The 15,392-nt window shown below is 74.1% G+C and carries 14 protein-coding genes, 1 tRNA gene and 1 other RNA gene; 9 read left to right on the top strand and 7 right to left on the bottom strand.

Features of this window, described 5'->3' with window-relative positions; all coding sequences use genetic code 11:
- The first annotated feature begins 152 nt into the window (after positions 1-152).
- Positions 153-1,613, top strand: coding sequence for a PucR family transcriptional regulator (locus AC069X_RS08695; RefSeq protein ID WP_478726506.1), 1,461 nt, complete (start codon positions 153-155; stop codon positions 1,611-1,613).
- A 100-nt stretch (positions 1,614-1,713) separates the two neighbouring features.
- On the opposite strand, the gene AC069X_RS08690 is transcribed toward AC069X_RS08695, so the two are convergent.
- Entirely contained in the window at positions 1,714-2,118 is a 405-nt protein-coding gene (locus tag AC069X_RS08690; RefSeq protein WP_478726504.1) for a TOBE domain-containing protein, read from the bottom strand.
- 188 nt (positions 2,119-2,306) lie between these two features.
- Between AC069X_RS08690 and AC069X_RS08685 the strand changes: the two genes are divergently transcribed.
- Positions 2,307-2,465, top strand: a complete 159-nt coding sequence (locus AC069X_RS08685) for a hypothetical protein (RefSeq protein WP_478726502.1) — start codon at positions 2,307-2,309, stop codon at positions 2,463-2,465.
- Positions 2,466-2,478: 13 nt separating this feature from the next.
- Entirely contained in the window at positions 2,479-3,138 is a 660-nt protein-coding gene (locus AC069X_RS08680) for a disulfide bond formation protein B (RefSeq protein ID WP_478726500.1), read from the top strand.
- Between the two features lie 38 nt (positions 3,139-3,176).
- Here the strand turns inward: AC069X_RS08680 and AC069X_RS08675 are convergent, their stop codons facing one another.
- A complete protein-coding gene (locus AC069X_RS08675; RefSeq protein WP_478726499.1) occupies positions 3,177-4,622 on the bottom strand; it encodes a serine hydrolase domain-containing protein in 1,446 nt (481 codons plus the stop codon).
- Positions 4,623-4,729: 107 nt separating this feature from the next.
- Positions 4,730-5,404, bottom strand: coding sequence for a TetR/AcrR family transcriptional regulator (locus AC069X_RS08670; RefSeq protein ID WP_478726497.1), 675 nt, complete (start codon positions 5,402-5,404; stop codon positions 4,730-4,732).
- Between the two features lie 184 nt (positions 5,405-5,588).
- On the opposite strand from AC069X_RS08670, the gene AC069X_RS08665 reads away from it, so the two are divergent.
- Positions 5,589-6,104: a hypothetical protein gene (locus tag AC069X_RS08665; RefSeq protein WP_478726495.1), complete on the top strand. Its 516-nt coding sequence runs from the start codon at positions 5,589-5,591 to the stop codon at positions 6,102-6,104.
- Between the two features lie 90 nt (positions 6,105-6,194).
- Here the strand turns inward: AC069X_RS08665 and AC069X_RS08660 are convergent, their stop codons facing one another.
- The 3 genes from AC069X_RS08660 to AC069X_RS08650 form a co-directional block, all read right to left on the bottom strand.
- On the bottom strand, positions 6,195-6,638 hold the full coding sequence (locus AC069X_RS08660) for a luciferase domain-containing protein (RefSeq protein WP_478726493.1): 444 nt from the start codon (positions 6,636-6,638) through the stop codon (positions 6,195-6,197).
- Positions 6,639-6,705: 67 nt separating this feature from the next.
- Entirely contained in the window at positions 6,706-7,257 is a 552-nt protein-coding gene (locus AC069X_RS08655; RefSeq protein ID WP_478726491.1) for an NADPH-dependent FMN reductase, read from the bottom strand.
- Positions 7,258-7,445: 188 nt separating this feature from the next.
- Positions 7,446-9,929, bottom strand: a complete 2,484-nt coding sequence (locus tag AC069X_RS08650) for a helicase-associated domain-containing protein (protein ID WP_478726489.1) — start codon at positions 9,927-9,929, stop codon at positions 7,446-7,448.
- Positions 9,930-10,525: 596 nt separating this feature from the next.
- Here AC069X_RS08650 and AC069X_RS08645 point away from each other — a divergent pair.
- Together AC069X_RS08645 and AC069X_RS08640 are read left to right on the top strand one after the other, a co-directional pair.
- On the top strand, positions 10,526-10,801 hold the full coding sequence (locus AC069X_RS08645) for a hypothetical protein (RefSeq protein WP_478726487.1): 276 nt from the start codon (positions 10,526-10,528) through the stop codon (positions 10,799-10,801).
- Entirely contained in the window at positions 10,798-11,226 is a 429-nt protein-coding gene (locus AC069X_RS08640) for a PIN domain-containing protein (RefSeq protein ID WP_478726485.1), read from the top strand. The genes AC069X_RS08645 and AC069X_RS08640 overlap by 4 nt, the downstream gene beginning before the upstream one ends.
- A gap of 128 nt (positions 11,227-11,354) precedes the next feature.
- Here AC069X_RS08640 and AC069X_RS08635 read toward each other — a convergent pair.
- Positions 11,355-11,439, bottom strand: a tRNA-Ser gene (locus AC069X_RS08635).
- A 142-nt stretch (positions 11,440-11,581) separates the two neighbouring features.
- Between AC069X_RS08635 and ffs the strand changes: the two genes are divergently transcribed.
- The 3 genes from ffs (at position 11,582) to purD (ending at position 15,258) form a co-directional block, all read left to right on the top strand.
- Positions 11,582-11,680, top strand: an RNA gene (gene ffs, locus AC069X_RS08630) — signal recognition particle sRNA small type.
- A gap of 65 nt (positions 11,681-11,745) precedes the next feature.
- Positions 11,746-13,944 carry a DNA polymerase III subunit gamma and tau gene (locus AC069X_RS08625; RefSeq protein ID WP_478726483.1) on the top strand — a complete coding sequence of 733 codons (2,199 nt, stop codon included), beginning with the start codon at positions 11,746-11,748 and terminating at the stop codon, positions 13,942-13,944.
- A 60-nt stretch (positions 13,945-14,004) separates the two neighbouring features.
- Positions 14,005-15,258, top strand: a complete 1,254-nt coding sequence (gene purD / locus AC069X_RS08620) for a phosphoribosylamine--glycine ligase (protein WP_478726482.1) — start codon at positions 14,005-14,007, stop codon at positions 15,256-15,258.
- Positions 15,259-15,392 lie beyond the last annotated feature (134 nt).

Here is a 15,392-nt window from a genome sequence, read left to right as displayed (position 1 = left end):
CGACTGGTCCCGGCCACGGAAAGAATCCAGCCGGAACGGGTCGCTCTTGGTGTATCAACCAAGAGGTATAGGCGGCCAGCAGCCTTGCATTTACGATGGCATTTCTCGTATTCACCTCGCGAATGTGGGACACCCCCACCGCAAGGAGTCCCATGCACGTCCTCGACCTGCTCCAGTCGGACAGTCTCGGCCTCACCCTGCTCTGGGGAGAGGCCTCCCTTCTCGGCCAGGAGATCAGCGGTGTCACCTCCACCGACCTCGAAGACCCCGGCCGGTTCCTGGGCCCCGGCGAGCTGGTGCTGAGCGGGCTCGTGTGGTGGACGGAGGACGACCCCGCGAAGGCCGACCGCTTCGTCTCCGCCCTCGCCGAGGCCGGGGCCACCGCCCTCCTCGCCGGCGAGGAGACACACGGCCGGGTCCCCGACGAACTGGTCGCCTCCTGCCGGGCCCACCGGATGCCGATCGTCGCCGTCCCCGGGCGGACCAGCTTCCGGGCCGTCACCGAAGCGGTGTACCTGCGCCAGTGGGGCGACCTCAGCCGCCGCCCGACCAGGCCCTTCGCACTCCCCGAGAACGTGCGCGGCGAGCTGAGCCGGCTGCTGGAGGGCGGCGCCGGACCCGCCGAACTGCTGGACCGGGCCTGCGCGCACCTGGGCCGGGTGGCGTGCTACCTGCTGACCGCGAGCGGGCGCACGGTGGCCCGTACCCCCTCCGCCCCCGCGATACCCGCCCACCGGGCGGCCGCCCCCGCGCGGGGCGGGCTCACCCTGCGCGTGGAGGCCGACAGCTCCCCGTACGACGCCTGGCAGCTCCACGTCCCGGACGCCGACGCGGCCCCGCCCCGGGTGCTGCACGAGATCGCCGAGGTCCTCGCCCAGTACCGCGAGGGACGCGAGCGCCGCGACACCGCCGCCGCACGGACGGCCGGGCAGGCCCTCACCGCGCTGCTGTCGGGCCCGGCGGAACCCGACCCGGCCGCGCTGGAGGAGGCCCTCGCGGCGGCCGGGCTCCCGCCGGGCGGCCCCTACCGGGTGCTGGCGTCCACCTCCGGGGCGGCGCTGGCCGAGGCGCTGGCCCACCTGGAGGGGGTCCCGTGGGCCGCCGGGGACACGGCGGCCGTGCTGTACGAGGACCCGCGCGGCGGCGTGGACACCGCGGCCGCGCTGAGCGCCCTGTGGCCGCTGCTCCAGGCCTGCGGGGCCCCGGGAGCCGACCTGCGTCTGGGCGCGGGTGCCCCGGCGGCGGGCCCGGAGGGGCTGCGGGCCTCCCTGAGCCAGGCCCGCTTCGCCCTGACGGCGGCCGCCGAGGGGGAGGTCCGGGTGCGGGCGGTCGAGCAGCTGGACACCCTGGCGGAGCTGCTGTCGGGGGTGCCGGGGGAGGTCCGCTCGGTGTTCGGGACGGCAACGCTGGGGGCGCTGGGGGACGGGATGCTGCGGGAGACCCTGGAGGTCTTCCTGGCCCACAACTGCTCGTGGGCCCGTACGGCGGAGGCGCTCCACCTGCACGTGAACACCGTGCACTACCGGATGGAGCGGGTGCAGGTCCTGACGGGCCGTGACCTCTCGCGCCTGGACCACAAGCTGGACCTGTACGCGGCGCTGCTCTGCCGCTGACCGGAGGGGGCGGGCGCGGTCGTTCGGGCGGTCCTATGGGGGCGGTCCTACGGAGCGGTCCTACGGAGCGGTCCTACGGGGGCGGTCCCACGGAGCGGTCCTACGGGGGCGGGACGTCGACGTGGACCTCCGTCGACTTCACGCGGGCGATGACGCTGACGCCGACCGCGATGCCGAGTTCCTCCACCGACTCCCGGGTCACCACGGAGACGATGCGGTGCGGGCCCGACTGGATCTCCACCTGGGCGGCGACCGCGTCCAGCCGTACGGCGGTGACGATGCCCGCGAAGGCGTTGCGCACGGAGGTGCCGACGGCGCGGCCGGGTACGGGGTGCAGCCCGGCGGCCCGGTCCTTGGCGAAGGCGGCGAGCGCCGCACCGTCGACGGACCGGGTGCCGTCGGGGGCGCGCAGGGAGGGCAGCCGCCCCGCGTCGGCCCAGCGGCGGACGGTCTCGGGGCTGACGCACAGCAGGCCGGCTGCCTGACCGATCGAGTAGGACGGCACGCCCCGCAGCTTAGGGGGTGCCGGGCCGGCCGCCGCCGGGGGCGGGGCGGGCCGCCCCGGGGGCCCGGGGCGGATCGTCGCCGGGGGCATAGGGCGGGCCTATGGGCCCATCGGCCGGCGGGTCCTACCGGCGGCCGGCGGGCCGGACGAGGGTGGTGGCAAGAGCCTTCCGATGAAGCAAGGACACCATGTACACCCTCCTCTTCCTCCTGATCTCCCTCTGCGTGTGGGCGGTGTGGCGCGACTGGCCGGCCCGGTCCCGGCTGCTGCTGTGGGCGGGAACCCTGGCGCTCACCACGCTCGCGTTCCTCCCCCACCTCGACCGCGCCTTCGGCCTGAGCTTCTGAGGAGGAGCCCGTCATGACCGCCACCCCTTCCACCACCGCGGCCGTCGCTCGGGGAGCCGGCGTCCCGGGTCCTCCCGCGGCCCGGCTGTCCCACCGGCTCGGCCTCTGGTTCGCCCACGCGTACGTGCTGGGCATGTGCGCCACCATCGGCGGCGCGTACGTCTTCCAGTTCGGGCTGTGGGAGTACCCCTGCCCGATGTGCCTGCTCCAGCGGATGTTCATGCTGCTCAGCGCGGTCGGCCCGGCCATGATCGTGGCCCGGTCGCGCAAGGGCGCCGTCGGCACCGCGGAGTTCGCCTCCGGATGGGGTGTCGCGATCGTCTCGGCGCTGATCGGCAGCACCGTGTCCGCCTCGCAGGTGCTGATGCACATCGTGCCCCCGGACCCCGGTTACGCGGGTGCCCTCTTCGGGCTGCACCTCTACACCTGGGCCGCGATCACCTTCCTGGCCGCCGTGCTGGCCGCCGCGGTCAACCTGGTCCTGGCCCGCGAGGCGCAGCCCCTGGGCGCCGCCCAGGCCTCGCCGGCCCTGCGCCGGGCGGCCGGTTTCACCCTGGCGGTGCTGGCCTTCTTCGCGGTGAGCAACCTGGTGGCCTGCTTCCTCCTCCAGGGCTTCCACTGGCAGATGCCGGGTGACCCCACCTCCTACCGGCTGATCACCGATCTGCTGTGAGGGCGCGGGTCGTCCGCTCCAGGCTGGACGGGGGCCCGCTAGGGGGTGTCCGCAGCGGCGGGGACGCGGGTGAAGAGGCGGCCTGCGAGGTCCGCGCCGATGACGGCGCCCCGGCCGTCGCGGGTGAAGTAGCCGCGCTGGCCCGCCAGGCCCCCCTCGGTGACGACGTAGCCGTCCGTGCCGCCCGGGAGGAGACCGAGGCCCGCCGGGGGGAGGTCCGGGGGCAGCTCGGTGCCGGCCGCCGCGCGGATCTCGGGCTTGATCGCACAGGAGATGTCCAGCGCGGTCCCGTCGGTGGCGATGGTGAGCGTCATCAGCTCGTTCTCGTACGCGCCGACGACCTCCCGGGCGGCGGCCTCGTCGTACGGGAGCGGCTCGGGGGTCCGCTCGACCAGGCCGAGGTGGTTTTCGAGTGCCCACCGGACGGCGGCCTGGTTGAAGGCGAGCCCGCTGTCGGGGCCCGCGTTGGACAGGGCGACGACCGCGAAGTCGTGCTCGGGGACGATGAGCAGCTCGGCGAACTGGCCGTTGGCGGAGCCGCCGTGACCGGCCGTCGGCACGCCGTCGACCTCGCGCAGGAACCAGCAGACGCCGAAGGCGTCGCCGAGCGAGCTGCCGCGCAGCGTCACGGTGCGCACGCGCATGGCCTCCAGGTCCTGGGCGGGGAGGATCCGGGTGCCGTCGGGCGCGCGGCCGTCGCCCAGGTGGAAGCGGGCCCAGCGGAGCAGGTCCGCCACGGACGCGGCGGCACCGCCGCCCGGGTTGTCGGCCCGGCTGTCCTTCCACTGGCGGGCGAGGGCCTGCGTACCGTCCTCGGCGGTGTTGTGGCCGACGGCGAACCGCCGGGTCATCACGTCGCCGACGGCGAAGTGGGTGTCCGTCAGGCCCAGCGGCTCGAAGAGGAGGGAGGCGAGCGCCCGCTCGTACGTCGTCCCCGTGACCTTCTCGATGATCCGCCCGGCCAGGTTGTAGCCGATCTGGCTGTAGGAGGCGCGGGCGCCGGGGGCGGCGATCGGGGCGGAGGCGGACATGCGCGCCACGTACGCCGCGAGGGCGTCGTCACCCTCGCCGGTGTCGGCGTTCATGCGCCAGTCCAGGCCGGCGGTGTGGTTGAGGAGGTTGAGCACCGTGATCGAGGCCGCGGCCTCCTCGTCGGGGAGGACCAGCTCCGGGACGTAGCGGCGTACCGGGGCGTCCAGTTCGACACGGCCCTCGGCGACGAGGCGCATCAGGGCGGTGGCCGTGTAGGTCTTGGTCACCGAGCCCAGGGTGAACAGCGTCCGCTCGTCCACGGGCAGCGGGTTCTCGGTGCTGGTCACGCCGTGGCAGATGTAGTGCTCCTGCCCGCCGGCCCAGACACCGACGGCCACGCCGGGAACTCCGTACTCGGTGGCCGTCGCCTCGACGAAGGCGGCCAGCGCCTTCTGCCGGTCCTGGTGCCGGTCCTGCTGCTCCTGCTGCTCCTGCTGCTGCTCCTGCGACATGACGTTTCCCCCTGCGCTGCGACGGCGGTTGCGGCTTGCACTTTGTTCAAGTGGAGCTTAGGAGGCGGCTTGAACAAAGTGCAAGCGGTTTCTTGAACTTAGTGCAACTACTTCTTCAGGCGTGCCGTCAGTCCGTCGAGGAGGGAGTCGAGGCCGAAGGCGAACGTGTCCTCCGGCGCCTCGGCGTACTCGGCGGATCCGATGGAGTCGACCCGCTCGCGCAGGCGCGGGAACTGGCGGGCCGCGTCGACGGCCTCGCGCGTCACGGCGGCGAAGGCCTCCTCGGGGTCGCCGCCGTCGCTCGCGATCCGGCGCGTGAGGGAGGCGGTGGCGGCGGCGGGCGCGGCGTTGCCGAGCACGTACGTGAAGACGGCGGCGGAGGCGAGGTCCGCCTGCGGGCCGGTGAAGCCCGCCTTCTCGTAGACGGCGAGATTGTGGTCGTCGTGGCGGGCCTTGCCGAGGCCGTGGAAGAGGTGGGTCGCGAAGGCCTGCACGAGCCAGGGGTGGCGGGTGAACATCGCGTACAGGTCCGTGGCCATCGTGGTGGCCGCCTCGCGCCAGTCGACCCGGTCGAGGTCGGGGAGGCGGACCTCGTCCCAGACCTGGTCGCCGGCCAGGGTCAGCAGGTTGTCCTTGTTCTTGACGTGCCAGTAGACGGCGGTGGCGGCCGAGTTCAGCCGCTTGCCGAGGGCGCGCATGTTGAGGCCTTCCAGGCCTTCGGTGTCGAGCAGCTCGACGGCGGTGCGGATGATCTGTTCGCGGGTCAGCGTGTCGCGTGGCATGCGCTCACGATAGGCACCGCCACCCGTCTTGCACAAAGTTCAAGCGAGTACTTGCACGGTGTTCAAGTCGGTCGTACTGTTCTCGGTGTCAGGACTTGAACAAAGTAAAAGTCCCGGCGGGGGAAGCCCCCGTCATGCACCCGCCGCCGCACCCCGCCGCCGCAGCCGAGAAGGAGAAAGACCCGTGAACCCGCTCGCCCCCGCCCTTCAGCTCCTCCTCGCCGCCACCTTCTTCGTCGTCCCCGTCGTCGCCTGGTTCCGGGGCGCCGCGGCCCAGACCGCCGCCGAGGCCGAGATCCGGCGCCAGGGCCACGCCCCCGAGGTCCTCGCCCGGCACGGCATCGCCTTCCGCGAAAAGCCCTGGGAGTTCGCCCTCGCCCTCGGGATCGGCGTGACCCTCGCCCTGCTCGGCGCCCTGAACCTGGCCGGCGCACCGGCGGGCCGGACCCTGTCCTGGATCGTGGAGCCGCTGGTCCTCCTCGGCGTCGGGTTCATCACCGCCGGGCAGGTCTTCGCCACCGCCTACACCCGGGCCGCGTTCGCCCGCTCCGCCGACCCGGCCGTCCGGGGCGTCGACGCCGCGGCGCTGATCGCCGCCGCCGGCTCCGCCCTCCCGGCCTGGCTCCGCCCGGTGGTCCTGGCCCGCTTCGCCCTCGCCACCCTCGGCTCGGCCCTGGTCCTGCTGCTCCTGTGGCTGTGACCCGAGGCCCCAGCCCCCTCCACCCGCCGGACGAACCGAAGGGCCGGACCGCCGATGCGGTCCGGCCCTTCGTTCACACGACGTGCGGCGTCACTTCGTGCCGAACGCGTACCTGTAGGACAACTGGACGATCTCCCAGACCGTCTCCAGCTCCTCCGCGTTCCTCGGCCCGTACACGAGGACGACGTCCTGCACCGGGTGGTGCACCCCCCAGCCCGCCGCGATGACGTCCTCCTCGGCCTCCGGCGGGAGGGTCAGGTGGAGCGAACCGTCGTGGTGGGGGTGGATGTGGGCCCACTCCCGCCCGCGCTGGAAGGCCGCGGCCGGGCCCGTTCCGATGCCCTCGGGCAGGAAGAGCGCGCGGGCGTGCGGCACCGAGACCAGCGTGGGCGCCATGTAGACGTAGGGCAGCGAGCGCATGCGCCCCCACAGCTCCTCCTGCAGCATGATCGGGGAGATCTGGGAGCCCTGGCCGTGCGGGGCCGGTCCGAAGACCCTCGGCGCTGCGCCTGCGCGGGGAGTCAGCGTGAGCATGCGGTGTTCCTTTCCGGCCGGTGACCGGCTCGGGCGTAACGGGTCGGCGGAGCGGCGCCGTCGCGGCTCAGGCGGTCGCCTTCGTGGAGAGCTGGTCGAGGACCTGGAGGAGACCGGTGACGACCTCGGCGTCGTCGGCCGGGTGCGTCTCGGCGAAGCGGGTCCCCGACCCGGGCACGGAGAGCAGGGCCTGGTCGAGGACGGTGCCACCGGCGATGCCGGCCGACTTGCGGGCCTCGTCCTGCGCCCAGACGCCGCCGTAGCTGCCGAAGGCCGTGCCGATGACGGCGACCGGCTTGCCGGTGATCGCGCCGGTCCCGTACGGGCGGGACAGCCAGTCGATCGCGTTCTTCAGCACGGCCGGGATGGTGCCGTTGTACTCGGGGGAGACCAGCAGCAGCGCGTCGGCCCGGGACACCGCGTCACGCAGCGCCGCCGCCGCCTCGGGGACGGAGCCCTCGACGTCGATGTCCTCGTTGTAGAAGGGGATCGTGGCGAGGCCCTCGTGGATCTCGACGGAGACGTGCTCGGGAGCGTGCTTGACCGCCGCCTCGGCAAGCTGACGGTTGTGCGAGCCGGCCCGGAGGCTGCCGACGAGGGTGAGGACGCGGACGGTCATGGTCGGACTCCTTGGTGAGAGACGCATGTGGGGCGGAACTCGCGACGGACGGCGCGATCCCGGACCCGACGGTAGGGGCGGGCGCCGGACTCCCGCCGGAGCGACGCTTGAGGGCCAGGTCAGGGCGGGTGCCGCGGCCCCGTCCCGACCGTGGACGCGGGCGGCTGCCCCGGCCTGGCCGCTGCTTCCTACGGCCCGCCGACGTCCTGGAGCACCGGCATGACGCCGTGGACACGGGAGAGGGTGAAGAGGCGTTCGTCCCCCCGCAGCCGGCACCAGGCCTCCAGGTGGGGCGGGTCGAGCACGAGGCGGCCGAGCGTACGCACGGTCCGGTCGCCGGAGGTGGCCACGTACTCGACGGTGATGTCCTGACCGGTGTCGATGGCGTGCGCGAGCTGGCGGACGTCGCTGTACGACAAGTGCTTCGCCCACCCGGCGACGATCTCCTCGGTGTCGGTGCCGAAGGGGACCCCGCTGCCGAACGGGTCGGGATCCGGCAAGGTCGGCGGGGCGGCGAGCAGCCGGGCCGCCAAGGCGCTCGGGTCGACGACGGGGGAGGGGGAGGGGGCAGGGGCGGAGGCGGGGACGGGTGCCGCCGTGGTGCCGCGGACCGCGCCGCCGGGAGCGGTGTCCGCGCCGGTCCGTCGCGGTGCCGGTACGTGCGGGGCCGCCCTGCGCGCCCGGTCCCTCTCGATGCGCACGGTGCCGTCGGCATTCTCGCCGACCGGTGCGTAGCCCTCGGCCCGGAGCGCGGCGAGCGTCGCCTCCAGCGGGCTGCGGCTCACCAGCACCGTGGGCGCGAGCTGCCGAAGGCCGAGCGCGGCGAGCTTCCGGTGCGCGGCGAGCTCGGCCAGGAGCGCGGGCTCGCCGCCGTGGATGACGCAGGCGGCGGGGGCGATGCGCACGCGGCCGTGACCGCGGGCGGTGTCGGCGACGAGGTAGGCCAGGGCCTGGGGCAGCGGCCCGGCGGCGACGGCGGCCAGCTCGGCCGTGAGGCCGTCGGGCGAGTGCCCGGCGTCCAGGGCCCGGCGGACGCTGCCCGGACCGAACCGCCACACCGAGGCCGTCCCGCTGGTCTCGCGGTCGGCGACGGAATCCAGCAGCGCGGCGAGCTGCGCGGACGGCGTGCCCGTGACGATCGCTGTGAGGTCGGCGCCGATCCGGACCGTCCGGGTGGCCGTGGGCAGGAGCCGCCGGCACGCGGCGGCCAGCCCTGCCGCGCCGTCGTCCAGCAGGGCCGCACCGAGGGGGGACAGCGCGCCGCGCGCGAGCACGCCGAGCGTCTCGGCCTCGCGGACCAGGGTGGCGAACGGTGTCCCGTCCAGAGGTGACGGGTCGGCGAAGGGCCGGTACCAGGCCACGAGCGGTCCCAGGGCGGAGCCGGCGGCCGCGCCGTGTCCCGCCGGGAGCCGTGCCGCCGCGTGCAGCAGCCCGTGCCGGGCCTGCAGGCAGCCGCCGCAGGGAGGCGCTCCGGCGAGGGCGGGGAGTGCCTTGTCGTCCTCGTCGCGCGCCTGGGCCGGGGTGAGCCCCAGGCCGTGCCACGGCCGGAGCAGTGCGGCGAGCCGTTCGGCGGGCTCCTGTTCCGCCCAGGCGTCGTACGCCCCGGTGGGTGCCACGTGGTCGCCGTCCCGGGCCAGGAGCCCGGCCGCGTACGCGGTCTCCAGGGTGAGCCGTACGGCGGCGTCGTCGGCCTGGGCGGCCTTGCCGATCCGGGCCAGTTCGCGGGCGCCGATCCCGCCGGCCTTGAGCCGGGCCGGCGGGGACGCGGAACAGACGGCCAGGACCGACGCGGCCCGGGCGGCGAACGCGGTGGCGGCGGCCGCGGCCTCCCGTTCCACCTCGGCGGAGCCGATGGCGACGGACTCGACCTGCGGCGGAAGGGGATCGAACGGGGCGTGCCAGTCCGGCCCGCGCAGTGCCAGCGCGACTTCGACGGGCATGCGCGCGGGGCCGTACCGGCGGTGGTCCACGATCAGGAGCCCCCGGTCCAGGGCCCATTGCCCGCCGGGTTCGAAGTCGGGGCCGGGTGACCCGAGCATGATGAACCCCGACTGCCACGGGGCGGGACCTGCTCGACGGGCGAGCAGCTTCCGGGTGACCGCCGGTGCCCGTGCCACGAGGTCGGCGACGGTCCGCGGGTCGCCGTGGTGGTCCACCAAGGCCGCCACGCGCTGCCGCTTGGTGCCGGGGGGCTTGATGCCGAGGGCCACGAGCATGGCGCGCAGCTCCTCCGAGGCCGTGCCGGCCAGCAGCTCCTCCAGCGGGGCGTCCAGCCCCAGGGGCGCCTCCCACGCCCGCCGCAGGGCAGCGGCCATGTGGACGGCTCCGGCGTCGCCGTCCGCCCACACCAGTGCGTGATCGGCCAGGGCCTCCAGTACGGAGTCCAGCGCGCGGGACCCTTCGCCGTCCACCGCCCCCAGCAGCTGCGCCAGGGCACTCCGCGACGCCGTTCCGCCCAGGGCAGCCAGGGCCTCGGCCGCCTGCAGGTGCGGCAGCGTGAGGTGCGCCAGGGTGAGTGCCACCGACCCCGGGCGCTGGAGGCGGTCCGCGAGCTCCGCCACCGTGCGCGGCTCGGGAGCCGCCGCCGCGTCCGTGCGGGTGGCGAGTACGCGGGCCAGCCGCGGGGCATCGAGACGGCCCAGCCACTCCGCCAGCGTCGATGAGGACTTCACGGGGCCACCCCTCCATTCCGGGCCGCGGGAGCGGCAGGCACAGGGGGCCAGCATGGCGCATCCGCCGACGGCGCGGGTGCCGTACGCGTACCCGCCGACGCACTTCCGGGGCCGGTCCGCCCGTCACGGGCGCACCCGCGGAGACGCCCGCCATGGCGCCGGCCCCCCGGACGGCCGCGACGGAAACCGAGCGGGGAAATACCACCGGAGGGGGAAACGCCAGAGGGCCGGACCGCTTGCGCGGTCCGGCCCTCTGAGCTGGCGGAGGATACGAGATTCGAACTCGTGAGGGGTTGCCCCCAACACGCTTTCCAAATGTCCACAGGGCTGTCCGCTGAGGTCCGTACCCGGTCTGACCTGGTCCGAGACGACTCGGTGGGTAGCGGCCGGACCTGGGCGGGCGGGGCTGAATGAGACCAGAACTGAGACCATTCCGGGCTGCGGGCCGCGTAGCGGGGCCCGCGAGTGGGGGACCGGGCTATCAGCAGTGCTCGTTCAAGCTCGGATTCGGGCCGTTCTCGGGCCTCTCCAGGGTTGTCCGGCCTAGGGTGGTCTTCAGGCATGGGCCCGTGGACCACAGCGTGGAGGAGCCGATCATGAGCACTGCCCCGAATCTGCCGCTCCCGCCGCGCAGACCTGAGGAGCCTCATCCGCTTCGGACGATCCGGGAAATCCGGGAGTCTCTGCCCGAGCAACAGCTCGGACACTTCGATGCCGAGCTGGCCGACACCGACATCGATGCCTTGCCCGACATGCTTCACCGCTGGGCGACCCTGGGCAGCGACGGGTTCCTTGAGCGGCTCACGGCGGCCCCGTTCGAGGGCCTGGAGTTCGGGCAGCGGTCCTACGACGATGCGGCGGATGGCGAGTGATCTACCTGCTCGACACCAATGTGGTCGCGGAGATCACCACCCGGCCGAAGCCCGCCCCGGCCGTCGTCGCCTGGGCTCGCTCGGTTCCGTCTCCTGCCCTCTACATGAGTGTCATCACGGTCGCAGAGATCGAAGCAGGCATTGAGGGAGCACCTGATCCGGTGCGGCGTACGGCTTTCGAGCGGGCGCTCACAGACATCAGAGATCAGTACCGCGACCGGATCGCTGCCGTCGGCGAGCGGGAGGCACTCGCCTACCTCGCTCTTCACCGGAGGCTCAAGAGTGCCGGAACCAGCATCGATCCCCCTGATGCGCTGATCGCCGCCACCGCCCTGGCGAACGACTGGACGCTGGTGAGCCGCAATATCAAGCATCTGGCGCGATCAGGCGCACTCCTGCTGAACCCTTGGGAGTACGAAGGGTAGATCGTCCTTGAACATGGCGAACAATCCGTTTTACGCCAAATGAATGAGACCAGAACTGAGACCACGGAAATGACGAAGGACCCGGCCGCTGAGCGGTCGGGTCCTTCGTTTGCCCTGGTGGGCGAGTGCGGAGGATACGAGATTCGAACTCGTGAGGGGTTGCCCCCAACACGCTTTCCAAGCGTGCGCCCTAGGCCTCTAGGCGAATCCTCCGCCGCAAACAATACAAGACGTTGAGGGGTGCTCGCGAACACGATCCGGACGGGCGGTCCGGATCGGGTGCGGACCGGGTCCGGGGAGGGAGGGGTGTGGGGGACCGGCTCGATTCCGGGGGCCGGTATCCGCTAGGGTGGGGCCCAGCCCCTCACGTGGCGCTATCTCACCCAACTCCCCCAGGGCCGGAAGGCAGCAAGGGTAAGTGGGCTCTGGCGGGTGCGTGAGGGGCGCTTTGCGTTCCGGGGCGGGTCCGGGGGCGTCGGCGGGCCGCTGTTGTCGGTGGGCCCGGATAACCTCGTAGACGTGTCGTCCCTTGCGCTGTACCGCCGCTATCGCCCCGAGTCGTTCGCCGAGGTCATCGGGCAGGAGCATGTCACTGCCCCGCTGATGCAGGCCCTGCGGAACAACCGGGTCAACCACGCGTACCTGTTCAGTGGCCCGCGCGGCTGCGGAAAGACGACCAGCGCCCGCATCCTGGCGCGCTGCCTGAACTGTGAGCAGGGTCCCACCCCCGATCCGTGCGGGGAGTGCCAGTCCTGCCGGGACCTGGCCCGCAACGGCCCCGGGTCCATCGACGTCATCGAGATCGACGCCGCCTCGCACGGTGGTGTCGACGACGCCCGTGACCTGCGCGAGAAGGCCTTCTTCGGGCCCGCGTCGAGCCGGTACAAGATCTACATCATCGACGAGGCGCACATGGTCACCTCGGCGGGCTTCAACGCCCTGCTGAAGGTGGTCGAGGAGCCGCCGGAGCACCTCAAGTTCATCTTCGCGACCACCGAGCCCGAGAAGGTCATCGGGACGATCCGCTCCCGTACGCACCACTACCCCTTCCGGCTCGTGCCGCCCGGGACGCTGCGCGACTACCTCGGCGAGGTCTGCGGCCGCGAGGGCGCCAAGGTCGAGGACGGCGTGCTGCCGCTCGTCGTGCGCGCCGGCGCCGGTTCCGTGCGTGACTCCATGTCCGTCATGGACCAGCTCCTCGCCGGTGCGGCCGAGGAGGGTGTGACGTATGCCATGGCCACCTCCCTGCTCGGGTACACGGAGGGGTCGCTGCTCGATTCCGTCGTCGATGCCTTCGCCGCGGGGGACGGTGCCGCCGCGTTCGAGGTCGTCGACCGGGTGGTCGAGGGCGGGAACGACCCGCGCCGGTTCGTCGCCGACCTGCTGGAGCGGCTGCGCGACCTGGTGATCCTGGCCGCCGTGCCCGACGCCGCGGAGAAGGGCCTGATCGACGCCCCCGCCGATGTCGTGGAGCGGATGCAGGCCCAGGCGTCCGTGTTCGGCGCCGCCGAGCTCAGCCGCGCCGCCGACCTGGTCAACGCCGGGCTCACCGAGATGCGCGGCGCCACCTCGCCCCGGCTCCAGCTGGAGCTGATCTGCGCCCGGGTGCTGCTGCCGGCCGCCTTCGACGACGAGCGCTCCTTCCAGGCCCGGCTCGACCGGCTGGAGCGCAGCGGGCCCCCCGCCGCCGCCTTCGCCGCGGCGCCCGCCATGGGCTACGTGCCCGGGCCCGACGCACACGGCATGGCCCCGGCGGGCCCCGGCGGCGGTGTCGCCGCCGCGCGTGCCGCCGTACGGGGTCCCGTGCCGGAGCCGGCCGCGGCCCCGACCCCGGCCCCCGTGCAGGCCCCGGCCCCCGTACCGGCCCCGGCGGCCGCTCCGGCCGCGGCGCCCGTCCAGGCGCAGGCGGCCCCCGCGCCCGCCGCCGCCCCCGCGCCCGGCGCCTGGCCTGGAGCCGCCGCCCCCGGCAGCGGTGGCGCCGGCAGCGGAGCCCCCGCCGCCGGGGCCTGGCCCACCGCCGCCGCGCCCGGCAGCGGAGGGCCCGCGCGCACCCCCGCCCCGGCTCCGGCTCCGGCGCAGGCCGCGCCGGTCGCCGCGCCGACGGCCGCGGCCCCCTCGGCCGAGATGGCCGCCGGGGCCGGACAGGTCCAGGCGATGTGGCCCGGCGTCCTGGAGGCCGTCAAGAACCGCCGCCGCTTCACCTGGATCCTGCTCAGCCAGAACGCCCAGGTCACCGGCTTCGACGGGAGCACCCTCCAGCTCGGCTTCCCCAATGCCGGAGCCCGCGACAACTTCGCGAGCAGCGGCAGCGAGGACGTCCTGAAGGCCGTCCTGGCCGAGCAGTTCCAGGTCAACTGGAAGATCGACGCCGTGGTCGGCGGCGGCGGTGGCGGACCGGCCCCGGCCGCGCCCTCCTCGTACTCCTCCTACTCCGCGCCCGCCGCGCCCGCCTACAGCCCGCCCCCGGCGGCCCCGCAGGCGCCGCCCGCCCAGCCGTCCGTCCAGCAGGCCCCGCAGCCGCCCGCGTACCAGCCGCCGTCCCCGCAGCAGGCTCCCGCGCCGCAGCCGTCCGTCCAGCAGGCGCCCCCGCCGGTGGCCCCCGAGGACGACGTGCCGGAGGAGGACGACCCGGACCTCGTCGACAGCGCGCTGACCGGACACGACCTGATCGTGCGCGAGCTCGGAGCGACCGTTGTGGAGGAATACACGAACGAGTAGCCCCCGCTGATTGGGTGGCCGCACGAAACCGGCCGCACCGTCCGGGCTACCCTGGGCGGCGTGAAGGTCCTCGTCATCGGCGGCGGCGCCCGCGAACACGCCCTGTGCCGCTCTCTGTCCCTCGACCCCGACGTCTCCGCGCTGTACTGCGCCCCCGGCAACGCCGGCATCGCCGAGGTGGCGGAGCTGCGCCCGGTCGACGCCCTCGACGGCGCGGCGGTGGCCGCCCTCGCCGGCGAACTCGGCGCAGACCTGGTCGTCGTCGGCCCGGAGGCGCCCCTGGTGGCCGGGGTCGGCGACGCCGTCCGCGCGGCCGGCATCCCGGTCTTCGGCCCGTCGGCCGAGGCCGCGCAGCTGGAGGGCTCCAAGGCCTTCGCCAAGGACGTCATGGCCGCCGCCGGGGTCCCGACGGCGCGCAGCTACGTGTGCACCACCGCCGAGGAGGTCGACGCGGCCCTCGACGCCTTCGGCGCCCCCTACGTGGTCAAGGACGACGGCCTCGCCGCGGGCAAGGGCGTCGTGGTCACCGAGGACCGGGCCGCCGCCCGCGAGCACGCGCTGGCCTGCGACCGGGTCGTGATCGAGGAGTACCTCGACGGCCCCGAGGTCTCCCTCTTCGCCATCACCGACGGCGTCACCGTGCTCCCGCTCCAGCCCGCGCAGGACTTCAAGCGCGCACTCGACGGCGACCAGGGCCCCAACACCGGCGGCATGGGCGCGTACTCGCCGCTGCCGTGGGCGGACCCGAAGCTGGTCGACGAGGTCATGGAGCTGGTCCTCCAGCCGACCGTCGACGAGCTGCGCCACCGCGGCACCCCCTTCTCCGGGCTGCTCTACGCGGGCCTGGCGATCACCAGCCGCGGCACCCGCGTCATCGAGTTCAACGCCCGTTTCGGCGACCCCGAGACCCAGGTGGTCCTGGCCCGGCTGCGCACCCCCCTCGCGGGCGTGCTGCTGAACGCCGCCCAGGGCACCCTGAACGCCCTGCCGCCGCTGAACTGGAGCGACGACGCAGCCGTCACCGTGGTCGTGGCCTCCCACAACTACCCGGACACCCCGCGCACCGGCGACCCGATCGAGGGCCTCGACGAGGTGGCCGCCCAGGACGCCCCCGACGCGTACGTGCTGCACGCCGGGACCCGGCGCGAGGGCGACGCGGTCGTCAGCGCGGGCGGCCGCGTGCTCTCGGTGACGGCGACCGGTTCCGATCTGGCGCAGGCCCGCGAGAAGGCGTATAAGGCGGTCGGACGGATCAGGCTCGACGGCTCGCAGCACCGTACGGACATTGCCGCCAAGGCGGCCGAAGGCCGCTGACCAGCACGGCCGTCATGACGCGGGCCCGGGGGGGGGGGGGGGGGGGGGGGGGGGGGGGGGGGGGGGGGGGGGGGGGGGGGGGGAGGGTGGTGTGAAAGCGAAAACTCTCCCCCAAAGCACACCCGCCTGGGGGC

It is taken from the genome of Streptomyces sp. NPDC043896 (genome assembly GCF_056435605.1).
The sequence above is the reverse complement of the archived record's forward strand: the minus strand, read 5'-3'. Positions and strand labels throughout refer to the sequence as shown.

What these genes read in the sequence shown, in the direction of transcription:
- AC069X_RS08695 (WP_478726506.1), top strand. Translation starts at nt 153, where the DNA reads ATGCACGTCCTCGACCTGCTCCAGTCGGACAGTCTCGGCCTCACCCTG.
- AC069X_RS08685 (WP_478726502.1), top strand. Translation starts at nt 2,307, where the DNA reads ATGTACACCCTCCTCTTCCTCCTGATCTCCCTCTGCGTGTGGGCGGTG.
- AC069X_RS08680 (WP_478726500.1), top strand. Translation starts at nt 2,479, where the DNA reads ATGACCGCCACCCCTTCCACCACCGCGGCCGTCGCTCGGGGAGCCGGC.
- AC069X_RS08675 (WP_478726499.1), bottom strand. Translation starts at nt 4,622, where the DNA reads ATGTCGCAGGAGCAGCAGCAGGAGCAGCAGGAGCAGCAGGACCGGCAC.
- AC069X_RS08670 (WP_478726497.1), bottom strand. Translation starts at nt 5,404, where the DNA reads ATGCCACGCGACACGCTGACCCGCGAACAGATCATCCGCACCGCCGTC.
- AC069X_RS08660 (WP_478726493.1), bottom strand. Translation starts at nt 6,638, where the DNA reads ATGCTCACGCTGACTCCCCGCGCAGGCGCAGCGCCGAGGGTCTTCGGA.
- AC069X_RS08655 (WP_478726491.1), bottom strand. Translation starts at nt 7,257, where the DNA reads ATGACCGTCCGCGTCCTCACCCTCGTCGGCAGCCTCCGGGCCGGCTCG.
- AC069X_RS08645 (WP_478726487.1), top strand. Translation starts at nt 10,526, where the DNA reads ATGAGCACTGCCCCGAATCTGCCGCTCCCGCCGCGCAGACCTGAGGAG.